Source organism: Acidipropionibacterium thoenii DSM 20276 (assembly GCF_000423445.1).
GTDB lineage: Bacteria > Actinomycetota > Actinomycetes > Propionibacteriales > Propionibacteriaceae > Acidipropionibacterium > Acidipropionibacterium thoenii.
On record NZ_AUHZ01000019.1, the window covers coordinates 1 to 21,103 of the forward strand.

The window sequence follows — 21,103 nt, forward strand, 5'->3', positions numbered from 1 at the left end:
AACTCGTTCTCCATCCGGGCCTCACAGAGATCCTTCCTCAACCGTTCGAGTTCGGCCGACTCGGCACTGGTGAGGTTCTCGGTTTCCGGGTCCGGATTCTTCTTGCGATACTCCTTGACCCATACGCCGACAGTCTGAGCGACAAGATTGTATGATTCTGCTACGGCTTTGATGGTGCGATGCTTGTCCACGACTTCAAGAACGACCTGGTTCTTGAACTCCGGACTGTACTTCGATCCTGACATGATGTGATCCTACCCGATTCTCGAAACTATGACTTTCCTCAGAAGTCCGGGAAGCTTCACTCAGTCCAGGGGTCTTACCTGCACCTCCCTTCCCGTTGGCGACGACGATGGTGCGGACTCCTGGCCAGCGTTGACTAACCGCGGTGGTGTCTTCTCGGACGCTTTGCTCAGCTGGGCCTTGGGCCAGACGGAAGCCGAGATGATTGAGGAGGCCTTGCCAGCCATGAGTCGCAGGTTCTTGAATGCGGTTGGTGGTGAGGAAGCTGCGTCGAGGTGCCACCGAGGCGACGTGGTCGTCGCTGGGCGTGATCCCTCGGTGGGGTGAGCGATCAGTGGGCTCTGCCGGCCGGGTGTCGTCCTCGCTGGGTGTTGAGCGCAGCGCCGAGGCGGTTCCATCGGGATCGATGTTGACCTCTCGTGTGGCCTCGGGCGTCGTGACAGTGACGGTCAGAGGTTCGCCGGACTCTTCGGCGAACCTGCTGGCCCGGCGCAGGAGGGCGTGGTATGCGGCGTCGGGTGTGTCTGCTGACAGGGTCAGCGGGTCGGCGCCGTCAATGGTGAGGGTGCCTTCGCCTGTGTCCTGGATGGTGATGGAGGGATTCATGACTGTCTCCTTGATCGTTCAGTTGGCGTCGGGTGTGAAGTCTGTGATGCGGTGGGTGGTGGTATCGAGAGTCAGAGTCCATGTGTGAACCTGCCGGTCGTGCTGGGGTAGCTGAGCCGCCCGGTGGTAATCACGGGTGAACATCACCGTGATGGAGGCAGTGGGGGAGGCTGATGATGCCTCTGGGGCTTGAGCCTGATCACCGAGGATGTTGGTGATGACGATGGCGACCCATCCGTCGTGTTGGCGGAGCTGCTGCCACCAGGTACCTCCGTAGGGGTCGCGCTGTGTGGCGATCTGCTGAGCCAGCTGTTTGGTGCACATGGTGGTGGCTCTGCGCCAGGCATGAGTCGGTTCAGGGTCGAGCCTGGAATCAGGCGTAGCCGCGATGATGATGAACCGGGCAGCGGTCTCGGCAAGAGGGTCTGTGGCCCATGAAGGGATCGTGGAGCTGCTCGCTCCTCGGGCGGCAGTCTGAGTGGCGGCCGCCGAGGCCGGCGAGGAAGTGGCCGACGCCGAGGAGGACGCCGGGCTGCCGGCTGGGCTCGATGGGCCAGGAGCCGGCGAGCTGGAGGTCTTGCCAGTGGTGCATGCGGAAAGGCTCACCACCAGGGCCATGCTGGCCAGGAGGGTGCGACGTCTCATGAGGAGGATCCCTTCTTCTCGAAGTGGAGGATGTTGTCGAAGTCGGCGCCGATCTTGACGTGGCTGCGAGTCCCGAAGGTGTGGTGGGAGGCGTAGTTGTACTCGTTGACGTCGAAGGAGTTATCGGAGTTGACCTTTGTGATGAGGGCGACATGGCCGAAGGCTCCACTGGTGCGCTGCGCGATCGCACCTACGGCTGGCGTCTGGTTGACGGTGATGCCAGCTCCTCGGGCGGCGGCGGCCCAGCCCTGGGCATTGCCGAAGTGTTGGCCGTGCCAGTTGTTGGTGAAGTCGGTGTAGCCGGTGGTGGTGCGGATCATCCAGGCGGCGTAGGAGACGCATTCTCCCCAATAGAAGCTCCACGGGTCGACTCCATCGGCGCGGCCGGCCTCTGACTTCCAGTACGGACCGTAAGTGTCTTGTCCGGACTTTCCTGAATCGCCGGCTGTTGCACTGCACGACCCCGGGGTGAATGACTTATGAACGTTCGCCAGATAAGACTTCGTGATGGGCGGAATGCTGGGATAACGTTGCAGGTTCCCCTCGCCTGCGTTGTGGGCGATGACGAGAGCATCGAGGTCTGACAGCTTGGCGTATGCCGCTTCAGGGTGGGCTCGTTTCATCGCCTGGACGACCTTGAGCCGGTTTTTAAGGTAGATCCCTGCATAGTGCGCGTGGATCATGGGATCCGTGCTTCCAGGCGGCGTCCCCTGTGATCCTTTAGCAGCTGGATAGACCTTTTCCCATTCCTCTCTATTCAGTTGGAATAAGCCCCAAGTACCGCCATTAATATCGTGGTAGAAGTCGGTGGGGTTAAAACGCGACTCCTGGTAGGCGACCGCCGCGAGCCAGGCGGCGGGCAGGCCTGATGTGGTGGCCGCCTCGGCGATCCATGGTTGAGCCTGAGTGGGCACCTTCAGGGTGCCGGTGCCACAGATGGAGGCATCCGTGGTGCTGGTCGGAGGAGGCGAGACGACCAGGACGAAGAGCATCAGCAGCGCCAGCGGGGCGGCCAGTAGCGCCGGCAGGAGATGGCGGAGCTTCATCACAGATCATCTTCGCGGAGGCTTGGTGTGCCGGCCTTAAGAGCATCTCGTAGATCCTCGCGGAGGATCATCCAGTGACCATCGGAGCCAAGACGATAGGCGAGGAGTTCCTTCCTCTCGATGGCTCTGGTGATCGAGGTCGGATGCTTACCCAGTGCCTTCGCGGCCTGGGAAACCGAGAGGACGCAGTCGAGCTGGTCGATCAAGTCATCGAGATGGGACATCGCTGATTCCATTTCTCTGAACCTTTCAGAACACACTTTCAGTTCAAACCGGTCGAAGCGGTCGAACCGGTCTTTCAGCCTTTATGAGGTTAATGCTTCGTTTGCAGCAGATATCGTTGTTTGTGGCTTGACGTTAGCAGATCACATGGTGTGTTATCAGATGCAGGAGGTGGTCAACGATGTCTGTGAACACCGTGACGCATGAAGAGATGATCCGCATTTCGATGGAACCGGGGCCGGCAGGGCACAGCACGCCAGGGCGGAGTCGCTTTGAGCGGTTGGCTGATCCGGCTCTTCCCGTTTCTTCGGTCAAGGCCGCCTGGAACACTCAACTGTGGGCGAGTCCGCCCCGGCTCCAGCGGAGTCGTCCCCAGGTGGTCAGGCGATCATCGCTTCCAAGGTGTGAAAAATCTCCCACTCACCAGGACTACCGCGAGTCCCCAGGGTCCTTTGCCCTCTATGACGTGTTGGCGTCACGATTCCAACACCACGCGGGCTTCTACGATCAGTCAATCTCATGACCGTCAGACATCGACACATCTCAGGGAACCTCTTGACGGTGCCCCTCGTCGAGTCCTATCGTTCAGCATGGGGATTTTGAAGACTTATAGAAGAGTACAGAAGTCATTCTTGGCGATTCTTGTGGGGTTGATCGTCGTATCCACTCAGTTGGCGTCTCCTCGTGCACACGCCGATGAGTGGCGCTATCTCGTCGAAGGCATCTGGTATAAGAGCAGGGCCACCTGCGGGTCGCGTGCTAAGGCTCTCATTCAGACGAGACAGTACAAGAATCCTCACCTTTGCATTCCGGATTCTCTTTCTTACCCCAATGGCCGATGGACTCTCTACATCACCAAAAAGGTCAGTGGGAGTGGGAATGGCGGAGGCTGGTCGGTCCCCGTCGAGCAGAAGTGAAAGCAGCCGCGACGTCACGAACGCACGCATGGGCGCGGGGCTGGACCTACCAGATGCCGGATTCCCCGCTGTACTGGATGAGACCGGCTCCGTTGATTCCCGAGGAGATCCCAGGACATGTGGGGTGGGGGGTCGGCCTCCTGGTGCGGTGCCGGGTGGCCTTGACGACCGGGGTCCGCTGGGACCTGGAGGGTGAGTGGGACCAGGAGAATCGACTGCTGTCGGCAGACCGGGCGACGCCGAGCCGGGTCCAGGTGCCGGTGTGGGCCGGGCCGGTGCAGGACTGGGACACCGACCCCGAGGACGCCAACACGGTCCTCGCCCTCGTCTGGGAGATGGAGTCCCAACCCTGGGATCATCTGGTGCACATGGTTTCCGGGGCCGATCCCTGCGACGGGACAACAACCACCCGCGACTGGATCCACACCGAGTTCCCCCCACCCGAGATGCGCCAATGGGTGGAGGACCATCAACCGTGGATCGGCCTGTGCCCCTACCTCGACTCGGTCCCGATACCCGACGCCCCGAACATCTGAAAGAAGTCAACCTCGCCCATCATCGTCACAACACGCAGCCGGCGTAGGACGATCCCGATCTCCTCAACGCTGCCGGCGAGTCGATGCGTCGGTGAGCGAGCATGACGCGGCGCAGCCCGTCTGAGCTGCCGGTCCAAGCCGCCGGTGATCGAACGGTTCTGGCCTGACGCCCAGCACGTCGCCGGCGGCCTCTCCCTGCTGGACCGCGACCAGCCTGGGTTGTGATGACCCCACTTGTCCCGTTCCTGTGCGCATGGAAAGAGCGGGTTGGTCATCGCCCGTTCGGCCCGCACCATCTCCTCCACGGCAGCAGGCTCAGCATCGGGCATGTCGTCGTAACAGGTGAACTGAACAGCCACAGCATCTGGACCCTTGGGAGCAAGCTCCACGGTGGCGCAAAGCCTGAACTCGTACTCGGATTCCGTCGCCACGCTCCTGTCAAGTCCGGACTCGTAGTTGATGAGAAAGCCACGTATGCCGGACAGAAGAGTCCGGCAGACCGGCCTCAGCACCTGCTACCACAGACAGGCTCGTGCGCGTAACCACTCCCAGAATGAGCAGGCTGCGCTGAATTGGCCGTACCTGTGGCGATCCAACACCTTGACCCAATCGTGAGCGGTCGGGTCAAGGATGCTCAGGTGAAATCTCGAACTCAACGCCTTCGCGATCACCGTCCAAGGACGATTCGAGAGGATCAGTCGATGAATACCGCCAATCGCCACGCACAGTCCTTCCGTCAGTTTCCACGGAAACCAGACCCTGGCGACCTGCGGACTTGGGTACAACACAGCAGACCCGGCCCCTCTTGACAGTTCGCGACTGCTGGCAGTACTTTCCTTCTGCGCATACCCACGACAACGCCGATGGCGATACAGAGTGATCAGATCGAGTCAAAACCGTTCTTCCCAAGGACGAGATGGGTACACGACATGAACCGAAAGAACAAGCTCATCAGTCTTGCAGTCACAGCTGTCTTGCTCACGGGCATAGCACCGACCGCTCAAGCCGAAGGTGGCTTCACCTCATCAATCACGAATGCCCTCACCGGGTTCGAATCTCGCTGGTGGACAGACAAGAACAGCGACAGTGTCTCAACCAGTGTGTCACACTATAGTAAATGCATAGACGCCGCGACCGAAGGAGGATGGATCCCAAAAAATGTCACTTACAGCTTGAGGCGCCAGCGGAGTCTTATGCCTGATGCAGATATGGGCGAGAGGACAGCAACATGCACCAAGACCGTTTCTGTGTATTGGGGTGATGTGAGGGCGGCGAGCTACAGAATCAGGGTCACTAAGATCAATGGCCAAATCTCTGGAGCGCCCATGCTGACCGTGAAGGATTGGCGTGTCAAGTATTGAGATCCAGCCGTCGCGTCGACGGAACGATCGGTCGGCTCCGGGGCTCTCCTTCACCGAGGTGTCCTTCGGGTACCGACGAGGCTCCACCCTCTACGAGGGTCTGAGTCTGGACCTCCCGGTGGGCAGAACGGTCCTGCTGGGTCCGAACGGGGCCGGCAAGTCGACCCTCCTGGAACTGGCCTCCGGGGGACTGTCGCCCAGGTCGGGGCGGATCGCGCTGGAGAGCGGCGAGAGTGGCCAGTCGGCGCTTCGTCGCCATGTTGCGCTGATGCCCCAGCGAGTGCGGCCGCTGGCGGGCCTGACGGTTGTCGAGCAGGTGACCTACAGCGGTTGGCTCGCCGGGCGCTCGGTGGAGGAGGCGGCCGATGCGGCGCGGTCATCGCTGGCCAGGGTGGGACTGTCAGCCCTGGCCCAACGGCGTCCCACCAAGATCTCCGGCGGTGAGTTGCGCCGCGTGGGCCTTGCACAGGTCCTGGCAAGCGGCCACCGCCACATCCTTCTCGACGAGCCGACCGCCGGCTTGGACCCCGAGCAGCAGCACGCCTACCGGGCCATCCTGTCGGGACTCCCAGAAGACCTGTGTCTGCTGGTCTCCACCCACGACATCAACGATGTCGCCGAGATCTACGACCACATCATCGTGCTGGCCCGCGGATCAGTGCAGTTCACCGGATCGGTGCGAGACTTCCTCACGCTCGGGGATCCCGGCTCCCACCATCCGGCGGAGTCGGCATACCTGAACCTGGTGAGCAGGAGCCGGCAGTGAGATGGGCCACACTGCTTCGCACCAGCTACGGCGTGCGCTTGCTCCCCGTGACCATTCTCATCGTGGTCTTCTCATGGCAGCACGATCTTGAGGATCCCCTGTACACACAGTTCAGTCCCGCCGCCGAACAGTTGAACAAACTGCTCCTGCTCGCCGCACCGGTCGCGCTGTCCTGCGCCCTGGAGACCCGCCGCTACTGGACCGGTGGCGTCCTCACCCACCATCAGGCCCGCAGCACACCAAGGATCCTCGCCCTCCCGCTGATCCTGGCGATCGCCCCATCCCTCCTCATCATCGCGGCGATCATTCTCAGCTATCAGGCCAGTGACCTGTGGATGCTCGTGGTCGTCGGCGAGGTCTGGACACTCGCCTGGGCATCCGTCGGCATACTTCTGGGAATCACCTGCAGACTGACCGTGTCAGTCCCTCTCGTCCTCGCCGCACCCATCCTCCTGGTGCTCTACGGACCGGCGGTCCCGGTGATCACCCTGCGGTACCTCTTCGGCTACTACGCCGACTGCTGCACCGCCGACACCTCGATCGACACCAGAGCGATCCAGGCCGGCGTGATCTTCGGCGCGGGGATCCTGCTGACCTCATGGATCCTGATAGTGGCCAGTCTCGGCAAGACGGCGCTGAAGCCCCTCCCCGGACTCGTCGCCCTCGTGGTAGGCGCCCTCGCCTTCGGCAGCATCGCCGCAACCCGGGCGCACGGGATGGACGCCCAACCCACCGTTCCGCGCACCGGCGAGCAGGTCTGCACCACCGCGACGCCGCGAACCTGCATGTGGCCCGAGCACCAGGAACGGCTGGAGACCACCAGCCGGACCGTCACCTCGGTGACAGCCACCTGGAAGAAGCTCGGGATCGCGACCCCCACCCAGGTGAGCGAGGGAGCCACCGCCGCCACACCCGCCACCATCCGATGGAGCCCCTACCCTGCGGCCACCACCGAGCAGGCAGCCTACGATCTGTCATTCGCGATGGCCTACGCCCCTTGCCAGAGCTCCAGGTACGGAGTCTCGGCCTCCATCGCCAAAGACCAGGAGAGAGCAGCCACCTGGCTGTTCGTGCATTCGGGGCAGTACCATCCCCGCTCCACAGATGTGCCCCTCGACCATGACTCCCTGACATGGGTGACGTCACTGGCCGGCGCGTCGCAGCCCGATCAGGTGGCCCGCGTCACGACGCTGATCGACACCGTCCGGGCCTGCCGATGAGGAGCCAAGGCCTGATCCTGTGGTGCCGTCAACGAGGGCTCGCCCGGGTCGCCGCAGTTCAGCTGGCCTGCCTGGCCTGGGTCGTCATCGGCTCCGGAATCCTGGTCCAGGTGCCCCCGCTGCTGTCGGGGACGGGGGTGGAGGTTGCCAACGCGGCCGTCGTCCCACTGGTGGGCGCTGTCGCCATCGCCTGGGCCCTGGCCCGACGTGACGTCGCCCTGGAAGCGGCGCGACGCCGACCGGTCTGGTGGTGGGATGCCACCACCGCACTCGCCCTGTCAGCAAGCTACCTGGCCGTCACCGCCCTACTGCCCACCTCGATGGCCGTCGTCTCCTTCCGCAACGCACTCGGACTGACAGGACTGTCGCTCATCGCCGCCGCCATCGGACTGACCCAGCTCGCCTCCACCGTGCCGATCGCCTACACCGCCGCATCCCTGTTCGCAGGACGCATGGAGATGGACCGAGCACTGTGGTCATGGCCGGTCAAGTACGCCCGCGACCCCATCGCCGCATCACTGGCGGGCCTCACCTTCCTCCTCGGCGCCGCCCTCTACATCTACCGAGTCCCCACCGTCCAGAAGCAGGACGACGACTGAGCCCTCCCGACACAGGCAGAAACACGACCACCGCCCGGGCCTCCGGGTGCAACCTGCCGTCCTCTCACACGGCCCTGCCTCATGTCTGGTGGGGTATACCCCACCAGACACTCCCCCACCCCACGCAAAACCATGTCCAACCACACCGATTCCAGACACAATAGACATTCATGTCGTAGTGTCTAGACATGAATGGACATCTTGGACAGACCGTCGGCTACGTCAGAGTCTCGACCACCGACCAGAACCCCGCACGACAACTGGAAGCCATCGGCCAGGTTGATCGACTCTTCGCCGAGAAGATCTCGGCCAGGACCACCGACCGGCCCCAGCTCCAGGCCATGCTCGCCTACGTGCGCTCCGGCGACCTCGTCCGAGTGAAGTCTCCAGACCGGCTCGCCCGCTCCACCACCGACCTCCTCACCCTGGTCAACCAACTCAAGGACAAGGACGTCCAGATCCAATTCATCGACCAGCCCGCCCTGAACACCGACTCACCCCAAGGACAGTTCATGCTCACCATCCTGGGCGCTGTAGCTCAACTGGAACGAGCCACCATCAAAGAACGCCAGGCCGAGGGCATCGCCCTGGCCAAAGCCCGCGGCGTCTACAACCGGACCCCGAAACTCTCGCCCGACCAGATCAACCAAGCCCGCCGGCGCATCACCGACGGCGTCCCCAAAACCACGATCGCCCGAGACCTCAACGTCTCCCGGCAAACCCTCTACACCGCCCTCGCTGGCCAAGGTCGATACCTCCAGTGAGGAGGCCGCAACTACCTCACATCCCAGCGAACCGCGCGTTGGAAAGAGAGCAAGCAGTCGACTTGGTCATCATCAGTTCGATGTCGTTCGGCGAATATACAGTTCGATCGCAGTAATTTGCATGAACATAGATGACTGCATCATACTGATGAGCGCGTCGTCATTTACAGTGAGGTTTTCTCACCAGACCTGACCGTGGATCATCGGCGTTGATGCTGTGGCAAGGGGTGATGGTCGACTCGGGTGGGTGCATGCGGGTCGGGTGGTGCAGGATCGGTTTCTGCCAAGAGACCGTCCCTGTAACAGAACCGAGCCCGCATGCTGTCCTATCGTGCCACCCTTGACCTTCCCACCACCATCGTTCGCCGCATCTCCGCGTGGCTGTCGGCCCACCGACGCCGACATGACCGCCGCCCCTGGCAACGCGCCGCCACCTGCTGGACCCAAGCGATCCTGCTCTGCCGCTGGATGTGTGATGCGACCCCCATCCACCGCTTGGCCCGTGACCATGGCCTGTCCCAAGCCACCTGCTACCGCTACCTCCACGAGGCATTGGACGTGGTCGCCGACCACGCACCCGACCTCCACGAGGTCCTCGACGAACAACATGCCCACGGCGCGGCGTTCGTCTGCCTCGACGGCACCCTGATCGCCACCACCGCCGTCCACACCCCTGCCGGACAAGGGAAAACCACCGATGCGTGGTACTCGGGAAAACACCACCGCCACGGCGGCAACGTCCAAGTCCTCACCGACAGCTCCGGTTTCCCGATCTGGACCTCGCCGGTATCCCCGGGCTCGACCCACGACCTCACCGCCGCCCGCCAACACGTCCTGCCAGCCCTCTACCCAGCCGCCGCACAAGGCCTGAAAACGTTGACCGACAAGGGCTACCAAGGCGCCGGCATCGGCATCTGCCACCCGATCAAGGGCCACGGCCTGGCCCCGACACCAACACCCGCAACCGGCTCATCACCCAACTCCGCGCCCCAGCCGAACGAGCCAATGCCATCATCAAACACTTCAAGGCCCTCCAGAAAGTCACCCTCGACCCCTGGCGCATCACCCAGATCGTCCGCTCAGCCCTCGTGATCGCTACTCACGTGCGAGGAGCCTGGTGAGAAAACCTCAGTGTCCTCCTTGGATCTGGGGGTGGCGCTCGACGGTTTCAAGCCGGGCCGCCGAGGACGGCGTGGTCAGGGACGAGCATGGGCTCTGCCGTGTCGATGCGGGCGTGGCCGCGGACGGTTACGCCTTGCCCGAAGCTGACGTCACCCAAGACCGTGAGGCTGCGTGCTCCGAGCAGGCCCAGGGGGTAGGGGATGCGGCGATCGAAGTCCTGGACGATCTTGTAGTGGTTGTCCAGACGGATCTCAGGAATCGGTCCTCGGGCGGTCAGGTGGTGATCCTCATCCAAGGAGAACAGGTCCGAGCGCAACAGCAGGAGTTCATTGGTGGTCTTGACCGGCAGGAACCGGTTGCGGTCCACGCCGATGGCACTGGCTCCCGGGAACACCTCGATGGCGGCACCCATCGCGGTCTCCATCTGGATGACCGCGGGTGAGGTGGGGTCCGCCGGATCGACGGTCTTCTCGTTGCGGATTAGCGGAAGGCCCAGCACGCCGGTGCGTTCCTGAAGGGTTCGCTTGAGCACGGGCAGGTGGACCCACAGGTTGTTGGTGTGGAAGTAGGGATGGCGGTGCTCGTCGGTGAAGAAGTCCATTTCCTCCGGCGCTGTCTGCGCCGTGTCGCGCAGTACCAGCTGTCCGTCGCGGCGGCGGATCGCCAAGTGCCCGCCCTTGCGGTCATTGGCGGTACGGGTGCACAACTCTGCGGCGTACGGGGCAGATGACTGGGCGAACCAGCCGGCCAGGAGTGCGTCCGGTGTGGCCCCGAGGTTGTCGCCGTTGCTCAGGAACAGGTATTCGTAGCCACGCTCCAAGAGCAGGTCGAGGATTCCAGAGTCGTCCAGCGCGGTATAGACGTCCCCGTGGCCCGGTGGGCACCACTCGAGGCTGGGGTCGCGAGGCCAGTCGATCGGAGTGAGGTCGTCGACCCTCAGCTTCGGCTCCTGGTTCTGCAAGAAGCACAGGGGCAAGCCCGGGACGGCGAGCTGGGGGTATGCCTCGAGCGCGCGGCGGGTGTCGGCGTCGGTACGGAAGGAGTTCATGAACAGAAGCGGCAGTCGCACGCCATGGCGCTGACGGGCGGCCAGCACTTGGCGGGCGATGATGTCGAGGAAGGTCAGCCCGTCGCGGACCTCCAGCAGGTTCTTGGCCTTGGCCAGACCCATCGACGTACCGAGGCCGCCATTGAGTTTGAGGATCGCCGTCCGGTCGAGTGCATCCTCTGCCTCACGGCGATCGATGTCGACGTCGCTGGCCATGTCGACCTCGAGGAGGGGTTCGATGTCGGCTTCGCGGACATACCCGCCGGCTCCATCGGCCAAGTTCGCATAGTGGGACTCGAACACCCGGATCGCTGCTGCTCCAACCCCTGCTGCATGCATCTTGTCGCGGGCCTGGGTCAGGCCAATGTCAGTCATGGTGTTCTCCTTCTGCGGTGCTGGGGATCCCGCTGCTTGCGCGGACCTGGAGGTGTGGTGGTACGAGGATGGACTCCCGGACCGGGCCGCCATGGTCGCGGCGGTCGATCTGGCGCAACAGGACGTCGACCAGGTGGAAGCCGATCGTGGTGAAGTCCTGCTGGACGCTGGTCAGCGGGGGCCACAGCCAGGCGGCGCTGACGTCGTCGAAGCCGACCACGGCCACGTCACGGGGAACCCTGCGGCCGCGTTCGTGCAGGGCTCGCAGGAGTCCAGCGGCCATCTCGTCATTGGCGACGAGCACCGCGGTGATGCTGGAGTCATCGGCGACCAAGAAGCCGGCGCGGTACCCGGAGGCGGGGCTCCAGTCACCATGGCTGACCGTCGCGGGCACCCGACGTCCGGCCGCCTGGAGGGACTCTCTCCAGCCCTGCTCCCGCTGCCTCGACTGCACCGAGTTTCGCGGCCCGGCAACCAGGTGCACAGTGTCGTGCCCCAGGCCCAGCAGGTGGTCGACCGCGAGGCGTGCTCCGGCCTGTTGGTCGAGGCCCACGTTCGGCACAGACAGGTCCGCCCGGGAGTCGGCCAACACCACGGGCAGGGACGGCGGGATGCGCACCGTCGCCAGTTCGGCCGTCTCCAATCCCAGCACGACCAGGCCCGCGACGCCCTGCCGAGCCCGTGCAATCGCGCGGTTCACGTCCTCGGCCGACCCGCTGGCCGCGTGGGCCAAAGCCACGTCATACCCGTGCTGGCGTGCCGAGGTGCACACCGCATCGATGATGTTGGCCTCGCCTGTCCGGTTGAGGTGGTGGGCCACCACACCAATGCTTGACGACCGCCCTGCTCGCAGTGCCTGGGCGGCCGCGTTGGGGGCGTAGCCGAGCTGCGCCACCGCCGCGAGCACCTTTTGCCGAGTCGGTTCGGCCACCGACTGTGTTCCATTGGCCACTCGGGAGACGGTTTGCGCCGAGACCCCGGCCACGGCTGCGACGTCTCGTGCGGTGGCACGGCCCGACCAGCCAACGCCACCCCGGGTCGACGAGCGCAGGACCTGGTCACTCATGCAAGACGCCCCGCGGCCGCGCTGGGAGTGACCAGGTGCACCTCCGGGATCGGGAAACCTTCCTGTTGCGCCCGCTCGACTACCGCGTGGGCAACGTCCGAGGCCCGCCCTCGCGGCACCAGCGCCACGATGCTCCCCCCGAAGCCACCGCCGGTCATCCGGGCGCCGAAGGCCCCCGCCTCGACGGCCGCCTCCACCGCACCGTCGAGCTCTGCGACGCTCACCTCGAAGTCATCACGCAGCGAGGCATGTGACTGGCTCATCAACCGGCCCGCCCCCACGGCGTCACACGCACCCAGAGCCTTCACCATGTCCTCCACCCGCCACATCTCGGTGATGGCGTGGCGGGCCCGGGACCGCATCTGCTCGTCCGGCAGCGCCGCCAGGAGCGGCTCGAGATCCTCGGGTCGGTTGCGGTCTGCCACCTCGCGCAGCGAAGCGACGCCCAATGCCCGGGCCGCCGCCTCGCAGCTCGCACGGCGTTGTCCGTACTGCCCGTCGGCCAATTCGTGACTGGCCCTGGTGTCGACCACGACCAGGTCGACACCCATCTCCCCCATGGGGAAGGCCACGTGCTCGACGGATCCGTCACGACAGTCCAGGTGCAGCAGCGTCCCAGCTTCCGACCTCAGTGACGCAGCCTGGTCCATGCCACCGGTCGGGGCTCCAGCCACCCGGTTCTCCGACTCGACGCACAGTGCGGCCAGGCGGGCGCGACCCGCGTCGTCGCCACCCATCGGTGCGCCGTTCAGCTCCCCCAGGGCCAGACCCATGGCGCACTCGACCGCAGCCGAGGACGACAGACCGGCGCCCACGGGAACGCAGGACACGATTGCGGCATCGAAGCCGGTTGTCGCCACGCCCTCTTCCCGCAGCGCCCAAGCGGGTCCCGCACTGTAGGCCACCCATCCTTCGACGCCGCCCGGCCGCACCTCTGCGAGGTCACCCCGCCACGGGGCGTCTGTCTGCAGACCGGTGACCAGGCGTACTGCAGTGTCGCTGCGACGCGCCACCGCCACGAAGGTGCGGTGCGGCAGGGCCATGGGCAGGCAGGTGCCGTCGTTGTAGTCGACGTGGTCACCAATGAGGTTCACCCGACCGGGGGCCGCCCAGACGCCGCCGGGTCGCCCGTCGAAGTGCTGCTGGAACAGTTCCAGCGCCGCGCGCGTGCCCTGCTCGTCACTCCATGCCTGCTGGGCCAGATCGTCACCCATCACGTTCCTCCTCACCGCCGACCCCGGGCGTGTGGCCCAGCCGGAAGACCTCGTCGTCGACGTTCATGTTTGCGCGAACAAGTGCTCGCGCTCAAGACCTTGACATTCTGCACATCCAAGGCGCAACATCGAACAAGCATCCCGATGGTGACGCAAACATTTTTACGTGGGGGCGCAGAACGGTCGGCGAAGTTGCCGAGTCCGACGAGGCCACCACCCCACAGGAGTTCCACCCCACCGTCGGGGCCGGAACGGACAGGAGCAGCGGTGAGCATCCCGAAGCACCACCAGGGCCTGGAGGTCCTGCACGAGAACACGCTGGCCGCCCATGCCTACTTCGTGCCGGCCTCAGCGGCAGTGACCGATGTCGTCACCGCCCGTGAGTCGTCCGACCGGGTCCAACTGCTCAACGGTCAGTGGGACTTCCGCTACCACCACTCGGTCAACGACCTGGACGAGGCCTTCATGGACCCCGGGTGCACGGTCGAGGGTTTCGCTCCAATCACCGTTCCGGGTACTTGGCAGCATCAGGGCTACGACGCTCACCAGTACACCAACGTGCGCTACCCGATCCCGCTGGACCCGCCCCACGTCCCCGTGGACAACCCCTGCGGCGCCTACCGGACCACCTTCGATCACCACGCCGACGCGGCGGCGCCCGACATGACGCTGGTCTTCGAGGGCGTCGACTCCTGCTTCTACGTGTGGGTGAACGGGCACTACGTCGGTTACAGCCAGGTCAGCCACGCCACGAGCGAGTTCGATATCACCGAGGCGCTCGTGGAGGGCACCAACCACATGGCGGTGTTGGTGTTCAAGTGGTGTGACGGCACCTACCTCGAGGACCAGGACAAGTTCCGCACCAGCGGCATCTTCCGCGACGTTTACCTCGTCGACCGCCCTACCCGTCACCTGTTCGACTACTTCACCACTACCCAGATCCACGAGGCCGGCGCCACGGTGCGCCTGCGTGCCTCCTACGTGGGTGGCCCGGTCGAGACCCGGGCCACGCTGCTCGGCGCAGATGGCACGACGGTGGCCAGCGGTGTGCTGGCCGAGGCCAACGACGCCCGCGGGTACAGCCACGCCGTCGAACTCCACGTCAACCGGCCACGCCTGTGGAACCCCGAGCACCCGGAGCTGTACACCCTGTTGCTGGAGATGCCAGACGAGGTCGTCACCGACCAGGTGGGTCTGCGAGAGGTCTCGATCGACGACGTGGTCCTGCGCCTCAACGACTGCCCGGTGACGTTGAGGGGCGTCAACCGCCATGACTCCGCCCCCGCCACCGGACCCACCGTCGACGTCGCCCACATGCGCCGCGACCTGGAACTCATGGTGCGGCACAACATCAACGCCGTGCGCAGCTCCCATTACCCCAACGACCCCCGCTTCTACCAGTTGTGCGACCAGTACGGCCTGCTGGTCATGTCGGAGGCCGACAACGAGAGCCACGGAACGCAGGCCCAGTTCCTGGCCGACGAGTCCTGGGACAACGTCGTCGAGCACTGGAACGAGCTGATCGCCGACAGTCCCGACTGGACGGAGGCGACCCTGGACCGCGTGCAGCGTTGCGTCCAGCGCGAGAAGAACCGGCCGAGCATCTTCTCTTGGTCGGCCGGCAACGAGTGCGCCTATGGCTGCACCCTCGAGGTCTCCCTGGCCTGGATGAAGGAGTTCGACCCGGACCGGGTGACCCACTACGAGAGCGCCTTCTACCGCAATTCCAAGCGCAGCTATGACTACTCGAACATCGACCTGTACAGCCGCATGTACCCGTCACAGCAGGAGATGCTCGACTACCTCGCAGGCGATCCAGACAAGCCGCTGGTGCTGGTGGAGTACTGCCACGCAATGGGCAACGGGCCCGGTGACCTGGAGGACTACTGGCAGCTCATCCACACCGACCCTCGCCTGTGCGGCGGGTTCGTGTGGGAGTGGTGCGACCACGCCGTCCTAGCCGACCACACCGACGACGGCCGCCCCTGCTACCTGTACGGCGGCGACTCCGGTGAAGTCATCCACGACGGGAACTTCTGCGTCGACGGCCTCGTGTGGCCCGACCGCCGACCCCACCCCGGCCTTTTGGAACTGAAGAACGTGCAGCGCCCAGCCCGAGTCGTCGCGCACGACCCCGGCGCGGGCATGCTGACGCTGCGCAACGACCTGGACTTCACAAATCTCGACGAGGTGGTCGACCTGTCCTGGGAGCTGGTCTGCGACGGGATCGTCCTAGATCGTGGCGACCTGTCCTTCACGCGTCCTGTTCCGCCCCACACCGAAACCCAAGTGACCTGCCGCCCCCAGCTGCCGCGGGTAGGGCGCTGTCACCTGCGTGTGACGCAACGCCTCCGCGTCGGCGACGCGGTGCGCGCCGCGGGCCAGGAGCTCGGCTTCGATGAGGTCGCCGTCCCTGTCGCCGACCCCCGCAACCAGCAGTCCGTGCAGTTGCTCGAGGCACCGCCCGGTGGCGTCTCCCCCGCCGTCGAGCAGGACCCCTCCGCGATCACGGTGCGTGGTGACGGCTTCCAGTACCGTTTCGACACCGGCACCGGGATGCCCACGTCGATGCTCGTGGGCGACCAGGAGATGTTCACGGCACCTGCGGAGGTCAACATCTGGCGCGCGCCCACCGACAACGACCGACGCATCCGCCTGGAGTGGGAACGGGCCCGCTACCCGTATGCCGCGGTCCGCGCACATGAGTGTTCCGCCCAGACCCTTGACGGGTCCGTGGTGGTGCGCGCCCGCATGACCCTGGACGCCGCGACGATCCAGCCCATCCTGCGCCTCGACGCCAGCTGGACCATCGACGTCGCGGGCCGATTGCGGTGCCAGATGGACGTCACCCGCACACCGGAGTTCCCAACCCTGCCCCGACTGGGTCTGCGCTTCTTCCTGGCACCGGAACTCGACCAGGCGTCGTGGGTCGGGCTCGGTCCGGGCGAGAACTACCCAGACAAGCGGCAGGCCAGCCGCCACGGCCACTTCACCAGCAGCATCGACGGACTGTTCGTCGACTACCTCCGCCCCCAGGAGAACGGCAGCCGCGGAGACTGCGACTGGGTCCGTGTGGAGCAAGCCGATGCGGCGCGTGGCCTGACCGTCACCTCACCGCGACCGTTCTCGTTCAACGCCTCCCGGATCACCCAAGAGCAGCTGTCGATTACGAGACACGACGTCGAGCTGGACCCCGACGACCAGGTGGTGCTGTGCATCGACCACGCCATGGCCGGGATCGGCTCCAACAGCTGCGGCCCCGAGCTGCTCGCCCGCTACCGGGTCGACGACGAGACGTACCACGTCGACCTCGTCCTCGCCCCCACCCGCCGCTGAACCCACCGGGAGACCCGAAACCATGCCCACACACGCTGCAAGTTCTGGCAAGACGTACCTGACCTGGGGCAACAAGATCGGCTACGGCTCCGGTGACGTCGCCGGCAACGTGGTCTACGCGTTCCTGTCGGCCTTCCTGATGATCTACCTGACCGACCAGATGGGCCTCAACGCCGGTGTCATCGGCACGCTCATGATGGTCGCCCAGCTGTTCAATGGTGTCACCGACATCGGTTTCGGGGCCTTGCTCGACCGCACCCATACCCGAATGGGCAAGGCTCGGCCGTGGATGCTGTGGCCCTACATCGGCTGCGCTGTCACCCTGGTCGCCAGCTTCGCCATCCCCGGCGGGCTCAGTGAGACGGGCAAGTACATCTGGTTCTTCCTCGCCTATATCCTGCTCAACTCGGTGTTCTTCACCGCGAACAACATCGCCTACTCGGCGCTGACGGCGCTGATCACCAGGAACTCCGCCGAACGAGTGCAGATGGGCTCCATCCGCTTCATGTTCGCGTTCACCACCAGCATGCTCATCCAGACCTTCACCGTCCAGGGCGTGCGCATGCTGGGTGGCGGCGCCGACGGGTGGCGGGCCATCGCGATCATCTATGCCGTCATCGGTCTGGCGGTTAACACGATCTCGGTGCTGTCGGTCAAGGAGCTGCCGCCCGAAGAGCTTGACGAGGGCCACGATCCGGCCGCCGCCGAGCGCTACTCGTTCAAGGAGGGCGCCCGGATCCTGCTCGCCAACAAGTTCTATCTGATCATCCTGGTCATCTACCTGGTCCAGCAGATCTTCACCGCCACCCTGAACATGGGCATCTACTTCATGACCTACGTCCTCGGTGACGCGACCCGTCTGGGCGCCTTCGCATGGGCGATCAACATTCCGCTGATCATCGGACTGCTGTTCACCCCCGTTCTGGTCAAGCGCTACGGACAGATGTACCGCCTCAACATCTGGGGTTACGTCGTCGCCGTCCTGGGCCGCTTGGGTGTCGTGGCCGGTGGCTACATGGGCAGCATCCCCCTCATGATCGCCTCCTCCGCGATCGCCTCTCTGGGCATGAGCCCCCTGCAAGGCACTCTCAATGCGCTGATCGCCGAGGCCTCCGAGTACACCTTCCTGCGCACCGGCAAGCACATCGACGGCATGATGTTCTCCTGCACCACCCTCGGTGTGAAGATCGGCGGCGGCGTCGGAACAGCCTTGGCCGGATGGCTCTTGGCCGCCAGCGGCTACGTCGGCAACGCCACCACCCAGAGCAGCTCCGCGATCCACATGCTCTACTTCATGTACCTGTGGATCCCCGCCATCGCCAACCTCATCATCCTCGCCTTCCTCACCCGGCTCGACGTCGAGAAGGCCAACCGGGCGCTGCGCACGTCGGCAGACCGCGTGACCGCGTGAGCACCAGCACCCTCTTCGAGCATCCCCAGAGACACAGGAGAAGACATGTCGTGGTTGGTCACCGGCGGAGCCGGCTACATCGGGTCGCACGTCGTGCGGGCCTTCATCGAGCAGGGCATCACCCCGATCGTGGTCGACGACCTGTCCAGCGGCCACCGGGAATTCGTGCCCGACGGCGTCGACTTCGTCGAAGGCCAGGTGCAGGACACCTCGCTGCTGGAGCGGACGATGCGTGAGCACGACGTCGAGGGCGTGATGCACATCGCTGGGTACAAGTACGCCGGCGTGTCGGTCGCCCGGCCGCTGCACACCTACAGCCAGAACGTGCAGGGCACCGCGGCGGTGCTGGAGGCGATGCAGCGCGTCGGCGTCAGCCGAATCGTGTTCTCCAGCTCGGCGGCCGTCTACGGCACCCCCGACGTCGACCTGGTCACCGAGGACCAGCCCACCGCCCCCGAGTCGCCCTACGGCCAGAGCAAGCTGATCGGCGAGTGGCTGCTGGCCGACCAGGCCCGCGCGCTGGAGCTCACCGACGGTGCCACGCCGCTGCAGCACGTCAGCCTGCGCTACTTCAACGTCGTCGGCTCCGGCACCGACGAGGTCTACGACACCAGCCCGCACAACCTGTTCCCGCTGGTCATCGAGGCGCTCATCGAGGGCCGCACGCCCCGCATCAACGGCACCGACTACCCGACGCCGGACGGCACCTGCGTGCGCGACTACGTCCACGTCGCCGACTTGGCCACCAGCCACGTCGCCGCCGCGACGGCGATGGCCGAGGGGCGCGAGCTGCGGCCGGTGTACAACCTGGGCAGCGGCGACGGGCTCTCGGTGCGCGAGATCATGGACGCGATGCAGCGTGGCACCGGCCACACCTTCGAGCCGGTGATCGGCGAGCGCCGCCCCGGCGACCCGGCGCGCATCGTCGCCAACGGGGACGCCGCCGCCCGCGACCTGGACTGGCGGATGCGCCACTCCATCGACGACATGGTCACCTCGGCGTGGCAGGCGCGCACCGCCCATCCCGACATAAGCGAGTGAGACCCGCTGACCACGGCACCTGCCTCATCGGGACACGACACGCCTCACCCCACCCGCGATGTCGACCACCCGAACCCGCACCCAGTTGACCAGGAGAAGTACTCAGTGGCAGACGTTTTCCAACCACCGGGTATCTTAATCGGCTCATCACAGATGAGGGTGTAGCTGGGGCGGTGGCCAGGTAGGGGCCGAGGTCTCCCGATGATGGGGGTTCCTACACCTTCCATCCAGAAGACCTCGACTTGTCTGACGCTACCTTCGCTTGCCCCGACCTGACCAAGTTCTGTCGGCTCGACGACCTCGGGCTCGTCGTCACCGGGCAACGGATCGAGCCCGACCGTGCCGTTCTCGCGTGCCGGGTCGTCGACGACGACCGCTGGTGCCGCGGCTGCGGCTGTGAAGGCAGCCCGCGCGACTCGGTCACGCGCGAGCTCGCCCACGCCCCGCAGGGCTGGCGGCCGACGACCTTGGTCGTGACGGTCCGTCGGTACCGGTGCACCGGCTGCACCCGCGTGTGGCGCCAAGACACCAGCGCGGCGGCCGAACCGCGGGCCAAGCTGTCCCGTGCTGGGCTGCGGTGGGCGCTGGAAGGGATCGTGGTCCAGCACCTCACCGTGGCCCGGGTCGCCGAAGGACTCGGCGTCGCCTGGAACACCGCCAACGACGCGGTCCTGGCCGAAGGCAAGCGGCTGCTGATCAACGACCCGGCCCGATTCGACGGCGTCAAGGTCATCGGAGTCGACGAACTCGTGTGGCGCCACACCCGCCGCGGCGACAAGTACGTCACCGTGATCATCGACCTCACCCCTGTCCGTGACGGCACTGGCCCCGCCCGGCTGCTCGACATGGTCGAGGGCCGCTCCAAGCAGGCGTTCAAGTCCTGGCTCGCCGACCGGCCGCAGTCGTGGCGCGACGCCGTGCAGGTCGTCGCGATGGACGGCTTCACCGGCTTCAAGACCGCCCCCGTCGAGGAACTGCCCGACGTGGTCACCGTGATGGACCCCTTCCACGTCACCAGGCTCGCTGGCGAGGCACTGGACGTGTGCCGCCGTCGGGTCCAACAAGCCATCCACGGGCACCGCGGGATGAAGGGCGACCCGCTCTACTCGGCGCGACGCACGCTGTGCACCGGCGCCGACCTGCTCACAGACAAGCAGGCAACCCGACTCAGGTCCTTGTTCGCCGACGACAACCACGTCGAGGCCGAGGCGACCTGGGGCGTCTACCAGAGGATGATCGCTGCCTACCGGCACGAGGACCGAAGCCGTGGCCGTGAGCTGATGGCCAAGCTGATCGACGACCTCAGCGCCGGCGTGCCGACGGTCCTGGTCGAGATCACCAAGCTCGGCAGAACCCTGAAGAAGCGCGCCGCCGACGTCCTGGCCTACTTCGACCGGCCCGGCACCAGCAACGGCCCAACGGAGGCGATCAACGGCCGGCTCGAGCACCTGCGCGGCTCCGCGCTCGGGTTCCGCAACCTGACCAGCTACATCGCCAGATCGCTGCTCGAGACCGGAGGGTTCAGGCCGCAACTACACCCTCGATTGTGAAGAGCCACATTGATC

18 protein-coding genes and 1 pseudogene are annotated in these 21,103 nt (G+C 65.2%); 10 read left to right on the forward strand and 9 right to left on the reverse strand.

The window, feature by feature from the left end; translation table 11 throughout:
* The 5 genes from G554_RS0107525 to G554_RS0107550 all read right to left on the reverse strand — a co-directional run.
* Nucleotides 1-245: transposase (locus tag G554_RS0107525; RefSeq protein ID WP_027587428.1), on the reverse strand; the 245-nt coding region annotated here is incomplete at its 3' end.
* Nucleotides 196-849 carry a hypothetical protein gene (locus tag G554_RS17625; RefSeq protein ID WP_154654220.1) on the reverse strand — a complete coding sequence of 218 codons (654 nt, stop codon included), beginning with the start codon at nucleotides 847-849 and terminating at the stop codon, nucleotides 196-198. The genes G554_RS0107525 and G554_RS17625, both read right to left, overlap by 50 nt.
* Before the next feature lie 18 nt (nucleotides 850-867).
* Nucleotides 868-1,173 carry a hypothetical protein gene (locus G554_RS0107535; protein ID WP_027587430.1) on the reverse strand — a complete coding sequence of 102 codons (306 nt, stop codon included), beginning with the start codon at nucleotides 1,171-1,173 and terminating at the stop codon, nucleotides 868-870.
* A 317-nt stretch (nucleotides 1,174-1,490) separates the two neighbouring features.
* The gene (locus G554_RS17225) at nucleotides 1,491-2,540 is read right to left on the reverse strand and encodes a CHAP domain-containing protein (RefSeq protein ID WP_084648402.1); all 1,050 of its coding nucleotides are present in this window, start codon (nucleotides 2,538-2,540) and stop codon (nucleotides 1,491-1,493) included.
* Nucleotides 2,540-2,764 (reverse strand): helix-turn-helix domain-containing protein, encoded by a 225-nt coding sequence (locus G554_RS0107550; protein WP_027587432.1) that lies wholly within the window; start codon nucleotides 2,762-2,764, stop codon nucleotides 2,540-2,542. Before G554_RS0107550 ends, G554_RS17225 begins: the two co-directional genes overlap by 1 nt.
* A 1,070-nt stretch (nucleotides 2,765-3,834) precedes the next feature.
* Between G554_RS0107550 and G554_RS0107555 the strand changes: the two genes are divergently transcribed.
* Complete coding sequence (locus G554_RS0107555; protein ID WP_154654221.1) at nucleotides 3,835-4,215, forward strand: hypothetical protein; 381 nt, start codon at nucleotides 3,835-3,837, stop codon at nucleotides 4,213-4,215.
* Here the strand turns inward: G554_RS0107555 and G554_RS0107560 are convergent.
* A complete protein-coding gene (locus tag G554_RS0107560) occupies nucleotides 4,173-4,727 on the reverse strand; it encodes a hypothetical protein (protein WP_027587434.1) in 555 nt (184 codons plus the stop codon). The two genes, G554_RS0107555 and G554_RS0107560, sit on opposite strands and share 43 nt — an antisense overlap.
* A gap of 835 nt (nucleotides 4,728-5,562) precedes the next feature.
* On the opposite strand from G554_RS0107560, the gene G554_RS0107565 reads away from it, so the two are divergent.
* The 5 genes and pseudogenes from G554_RS0107565 (at nucleotide 5,563) to G554_RS17230 (ending at nucleotide 10,046) form a co-directional block, all read left to right on the forward strand.
* Nucleotides 5,563-6,342, forward strand: a complete 780-nt coding sequence (locus G554_RS0107565) for an ATP-binding cassette domain-containing protein (RefSeq protein ID WP_245569994.1) — start codon at nucleotides 5,563-5,565, stop codon at nucleotides 6,340-6,342.
* On the forward strand, nucleotides 6,339-7,562 hold the full coding sequence (locus G554_RS0107570) for a DUF7224 domain-containing protein (protein WP_027587436.1): 1,224 nt from the start codon (nucleotides 6,339-6,341) through the stop codon (nucleotides 7,560-7,562). The genes G554_RS0107565 and G554_RS0107570 overlap by 4 nt, the downstream gene beginning before the upstream one ends.
* A complete protein-coding gene (locus tag G554_RS0107575) occupies nucleotides 7,559-8,161 on the forward strand; it encodes a hypothetical protein (RefSeq protein WP_027587437.1) in 603 nt (200 codons plus the stop codon). Before G554_RS0107570 ends, G554_RS0107575 begins: the two co-directional genes overlap by 4 nt.
* A 188-nt stretch (nucleotides 8,162-8,349) precedes the next feature.
* On the forward strand, nucleotides 8,350-8,925 hold the full coding sequence (locus G554_RS0107580) for a recombinase family protein (RefSeq protein WP_027587438.1): 576 nt from the start codon (nucleotides 8,350-8,352) through the stop codon (nucleotides 8,923-8,925).
* A 318-nt stretch (nucleotides 8,926-9,243) separates the two neighbouring features.
* Nucleotides 9,244-10,046, forward strand: a pseudogene (locus G554_RS17230) (transposase family protein).
* A gap of 47 nt (nucleotides 10,047-10,093) precedes the next feature.
* On the opposite strand, the gene G554_RS0107585 reads toward G554_RS17230, so the two are convergent.
* From G554_RS0107585 to galK, 3 genes are read right to left on the reverse strand one after another with little or no spacing between them, the layout of a single operon-like run.
* A complete protein-coding gene (locus G554_RS0107585; protein WP_027587439.1) occupies nucleotides 10,094-11,470 on the reverse strand; it encodes a UTP--glucose-1-phosphate uridylyltransferase in 1,377 nt (458 codons plus the stop codon).
* The gene (locus G554_RS15335) at nucleotides 11,463-12,536 is read right to left on the reverse strand and encodes a LacI family DNA-binding transcriptional regulator (protein ID WP_036925053.1); all 1,074 of its coding nucleotides are present in this window, start codon (nucleotides 12,534-12,536) and stop codon (nucleotides 11,463-11,465) included. The genes G554_RS0107585 and G554_RS15335 overlap by 8 nt, the downstream gene beginning before the upstream one ends.
* A complete protein-coding gene (gene galK, locus G554_RS0107595; protein WP_036925055.1) occupies nucleotides 12,533-13,750 on the reverse strand; it encodes a galactokinase in 1,218 nt (405 codons plus the stop codon). The genes G554_RS15335 and galK overlap by 4 nt, the downstream gene beginning before the upstream one ends.
* A gap of 267 nt (nucleotides 13,751-14,017) precedes the next feature.
* Between galK and G554_RS0107600 the strand changes: the two genes are divergently transcribed.
* The 4 genes from G554_RS0107600 to G554_RS0107615 all read left to right on the forward strand — a co-directional run bounded on the left by G554_RS0107600 (nucleotide 14,018) and on the right by G554_RS0107615 (nucleotide 21,088).
* On the forward strand, nucleotides 14,018-17,086 hold the full coding sequence (locus tag G554_RS0107600; protein WP_027587441.1) for a glycoside hydrolase family 2 TIM barrel-domain containing protein: 3,069 nt from the start codon (nucleotides 14,018-14,020) through the stop codon (nucleotides 17,084-17,086).
* Nucleotides 17,087-17,108: 22 nt separating this feature from the next.
* Entirely contained in the window at nucleotides 17,109-18,497 is a 1,389-nt protein-coding gene (locus G554_RS0107605; RefSeq protein WP_027587442.1) for an MFS transporter, read from the forward strand.
* Nucleotides 18,498-18,542: 45 nt separating this feature from the next.
* Nucleotides 18,543-19,538 (forward strand): UDP-glucose 4-epimerase GalE, encoded by a 996-nt coding sequence (galE, locus tag G554_RS0107610; RefSeq protein ID WP_013160161.1) that lies wholly within the window; start codon nucleotides 18,543-18,545, stop codon nucleotides 19,536-19,538.
* Nucleotides 19,539-19,780: 242 nt separating this feature from the next.
* Nucleotides 19,781-21,088 carry an ISL3-like element ISPfr4 family transposase gene (locus tag G554_RS0107615; RefSeq protein ID WP_027587443.1) on the forward strand — a complete coding sequence of 436 codons (1,308 nt, stop codon included), beginning with the start codon at nucleotides 19,781-19,783 and terminating at the stop codon, nucleotides 21,086-21,088.
* Nucleotides 21,089-21,103: the final 15 nt, after the last annotated feature.

Bases quoted from the DNA above. Each gene is read 5' to 3' on its own strand.
- G554_RS0107585 (WP_027587439.1), bottom strand. From the start codon at position 11,470: ATGACTGACATTGGCCTGACCCAGGCCCGCGACAAGATGCATGCAGCA.
- G554_RS15335 (WP_036925053.1), bottom strand. From the start codon at position 12,536: ATGAGTGACCAGGTCCTGCGCTCGTCGACCCGGGGTGGCGTTGGCTGG.
- G554_RS17625 (WP_154654220.1), bottom strand. From the start codon at position 849: ATGAATCCCTCCATCACCATCCAGGACACAGGCGAAGGCACCCTCACC.
- galE (WP_013160161.1), top strand. From the start codon at position 18,543: ATGTCGTGGTTGGTCACCGGCGGAGCCGGCTACATCGGGTCGCACGTC.
- G554_RS17225 (WP_084648402.1), bottom strand. From the start codon at position 2,540: ATGAAGCTCCGCCATCTCCTGCCGGCGCTACTGGCCGCCCCGCTGGCG.
- G554_RS0107535 (WP_027587430.1), bottom strand. From the start codon at position 1,173: ATGTGCACCAAACAGCTGGCTCAGCAGATCGCCACACAGCGCGACCCC.
- G554_RS0107580 (WP_027587438.1), top strand. From the start codon at position 8,350: ATGAATGGACATCTTGGACAGACCGTCGGCTACGTCAGAGTCTCGACC.
- galK (WP_036925055.1), bottom strand. From the start codon at position 13,750: ATGGGTGACGATCTGGCCCAGCAGGCATGGAGTGACGAGCAGGGCACG.
- G554_RS0107575 (WP_027587437.1), top strand. From the start codon at position 7,559: ATGAGGAGCCAAGGCCTGATCCTGTGGTGCCGTCAACGAGGGCTCGCC.
- G554_RS0107605 (WP_027587442.1), top strand. From the start codon at position 17,109: ATGCCCACACACGCTGCAAGTTCTGGCAAGACGTACCTGACCTGGGGC.
- G554_RS0107550 (WP_027587432.1), bottom strand. From the start codon at position 2,764: ATGTCCCATCTCGATGACTTGATCGACCAGCTCGACTGCGTCCTCTCG.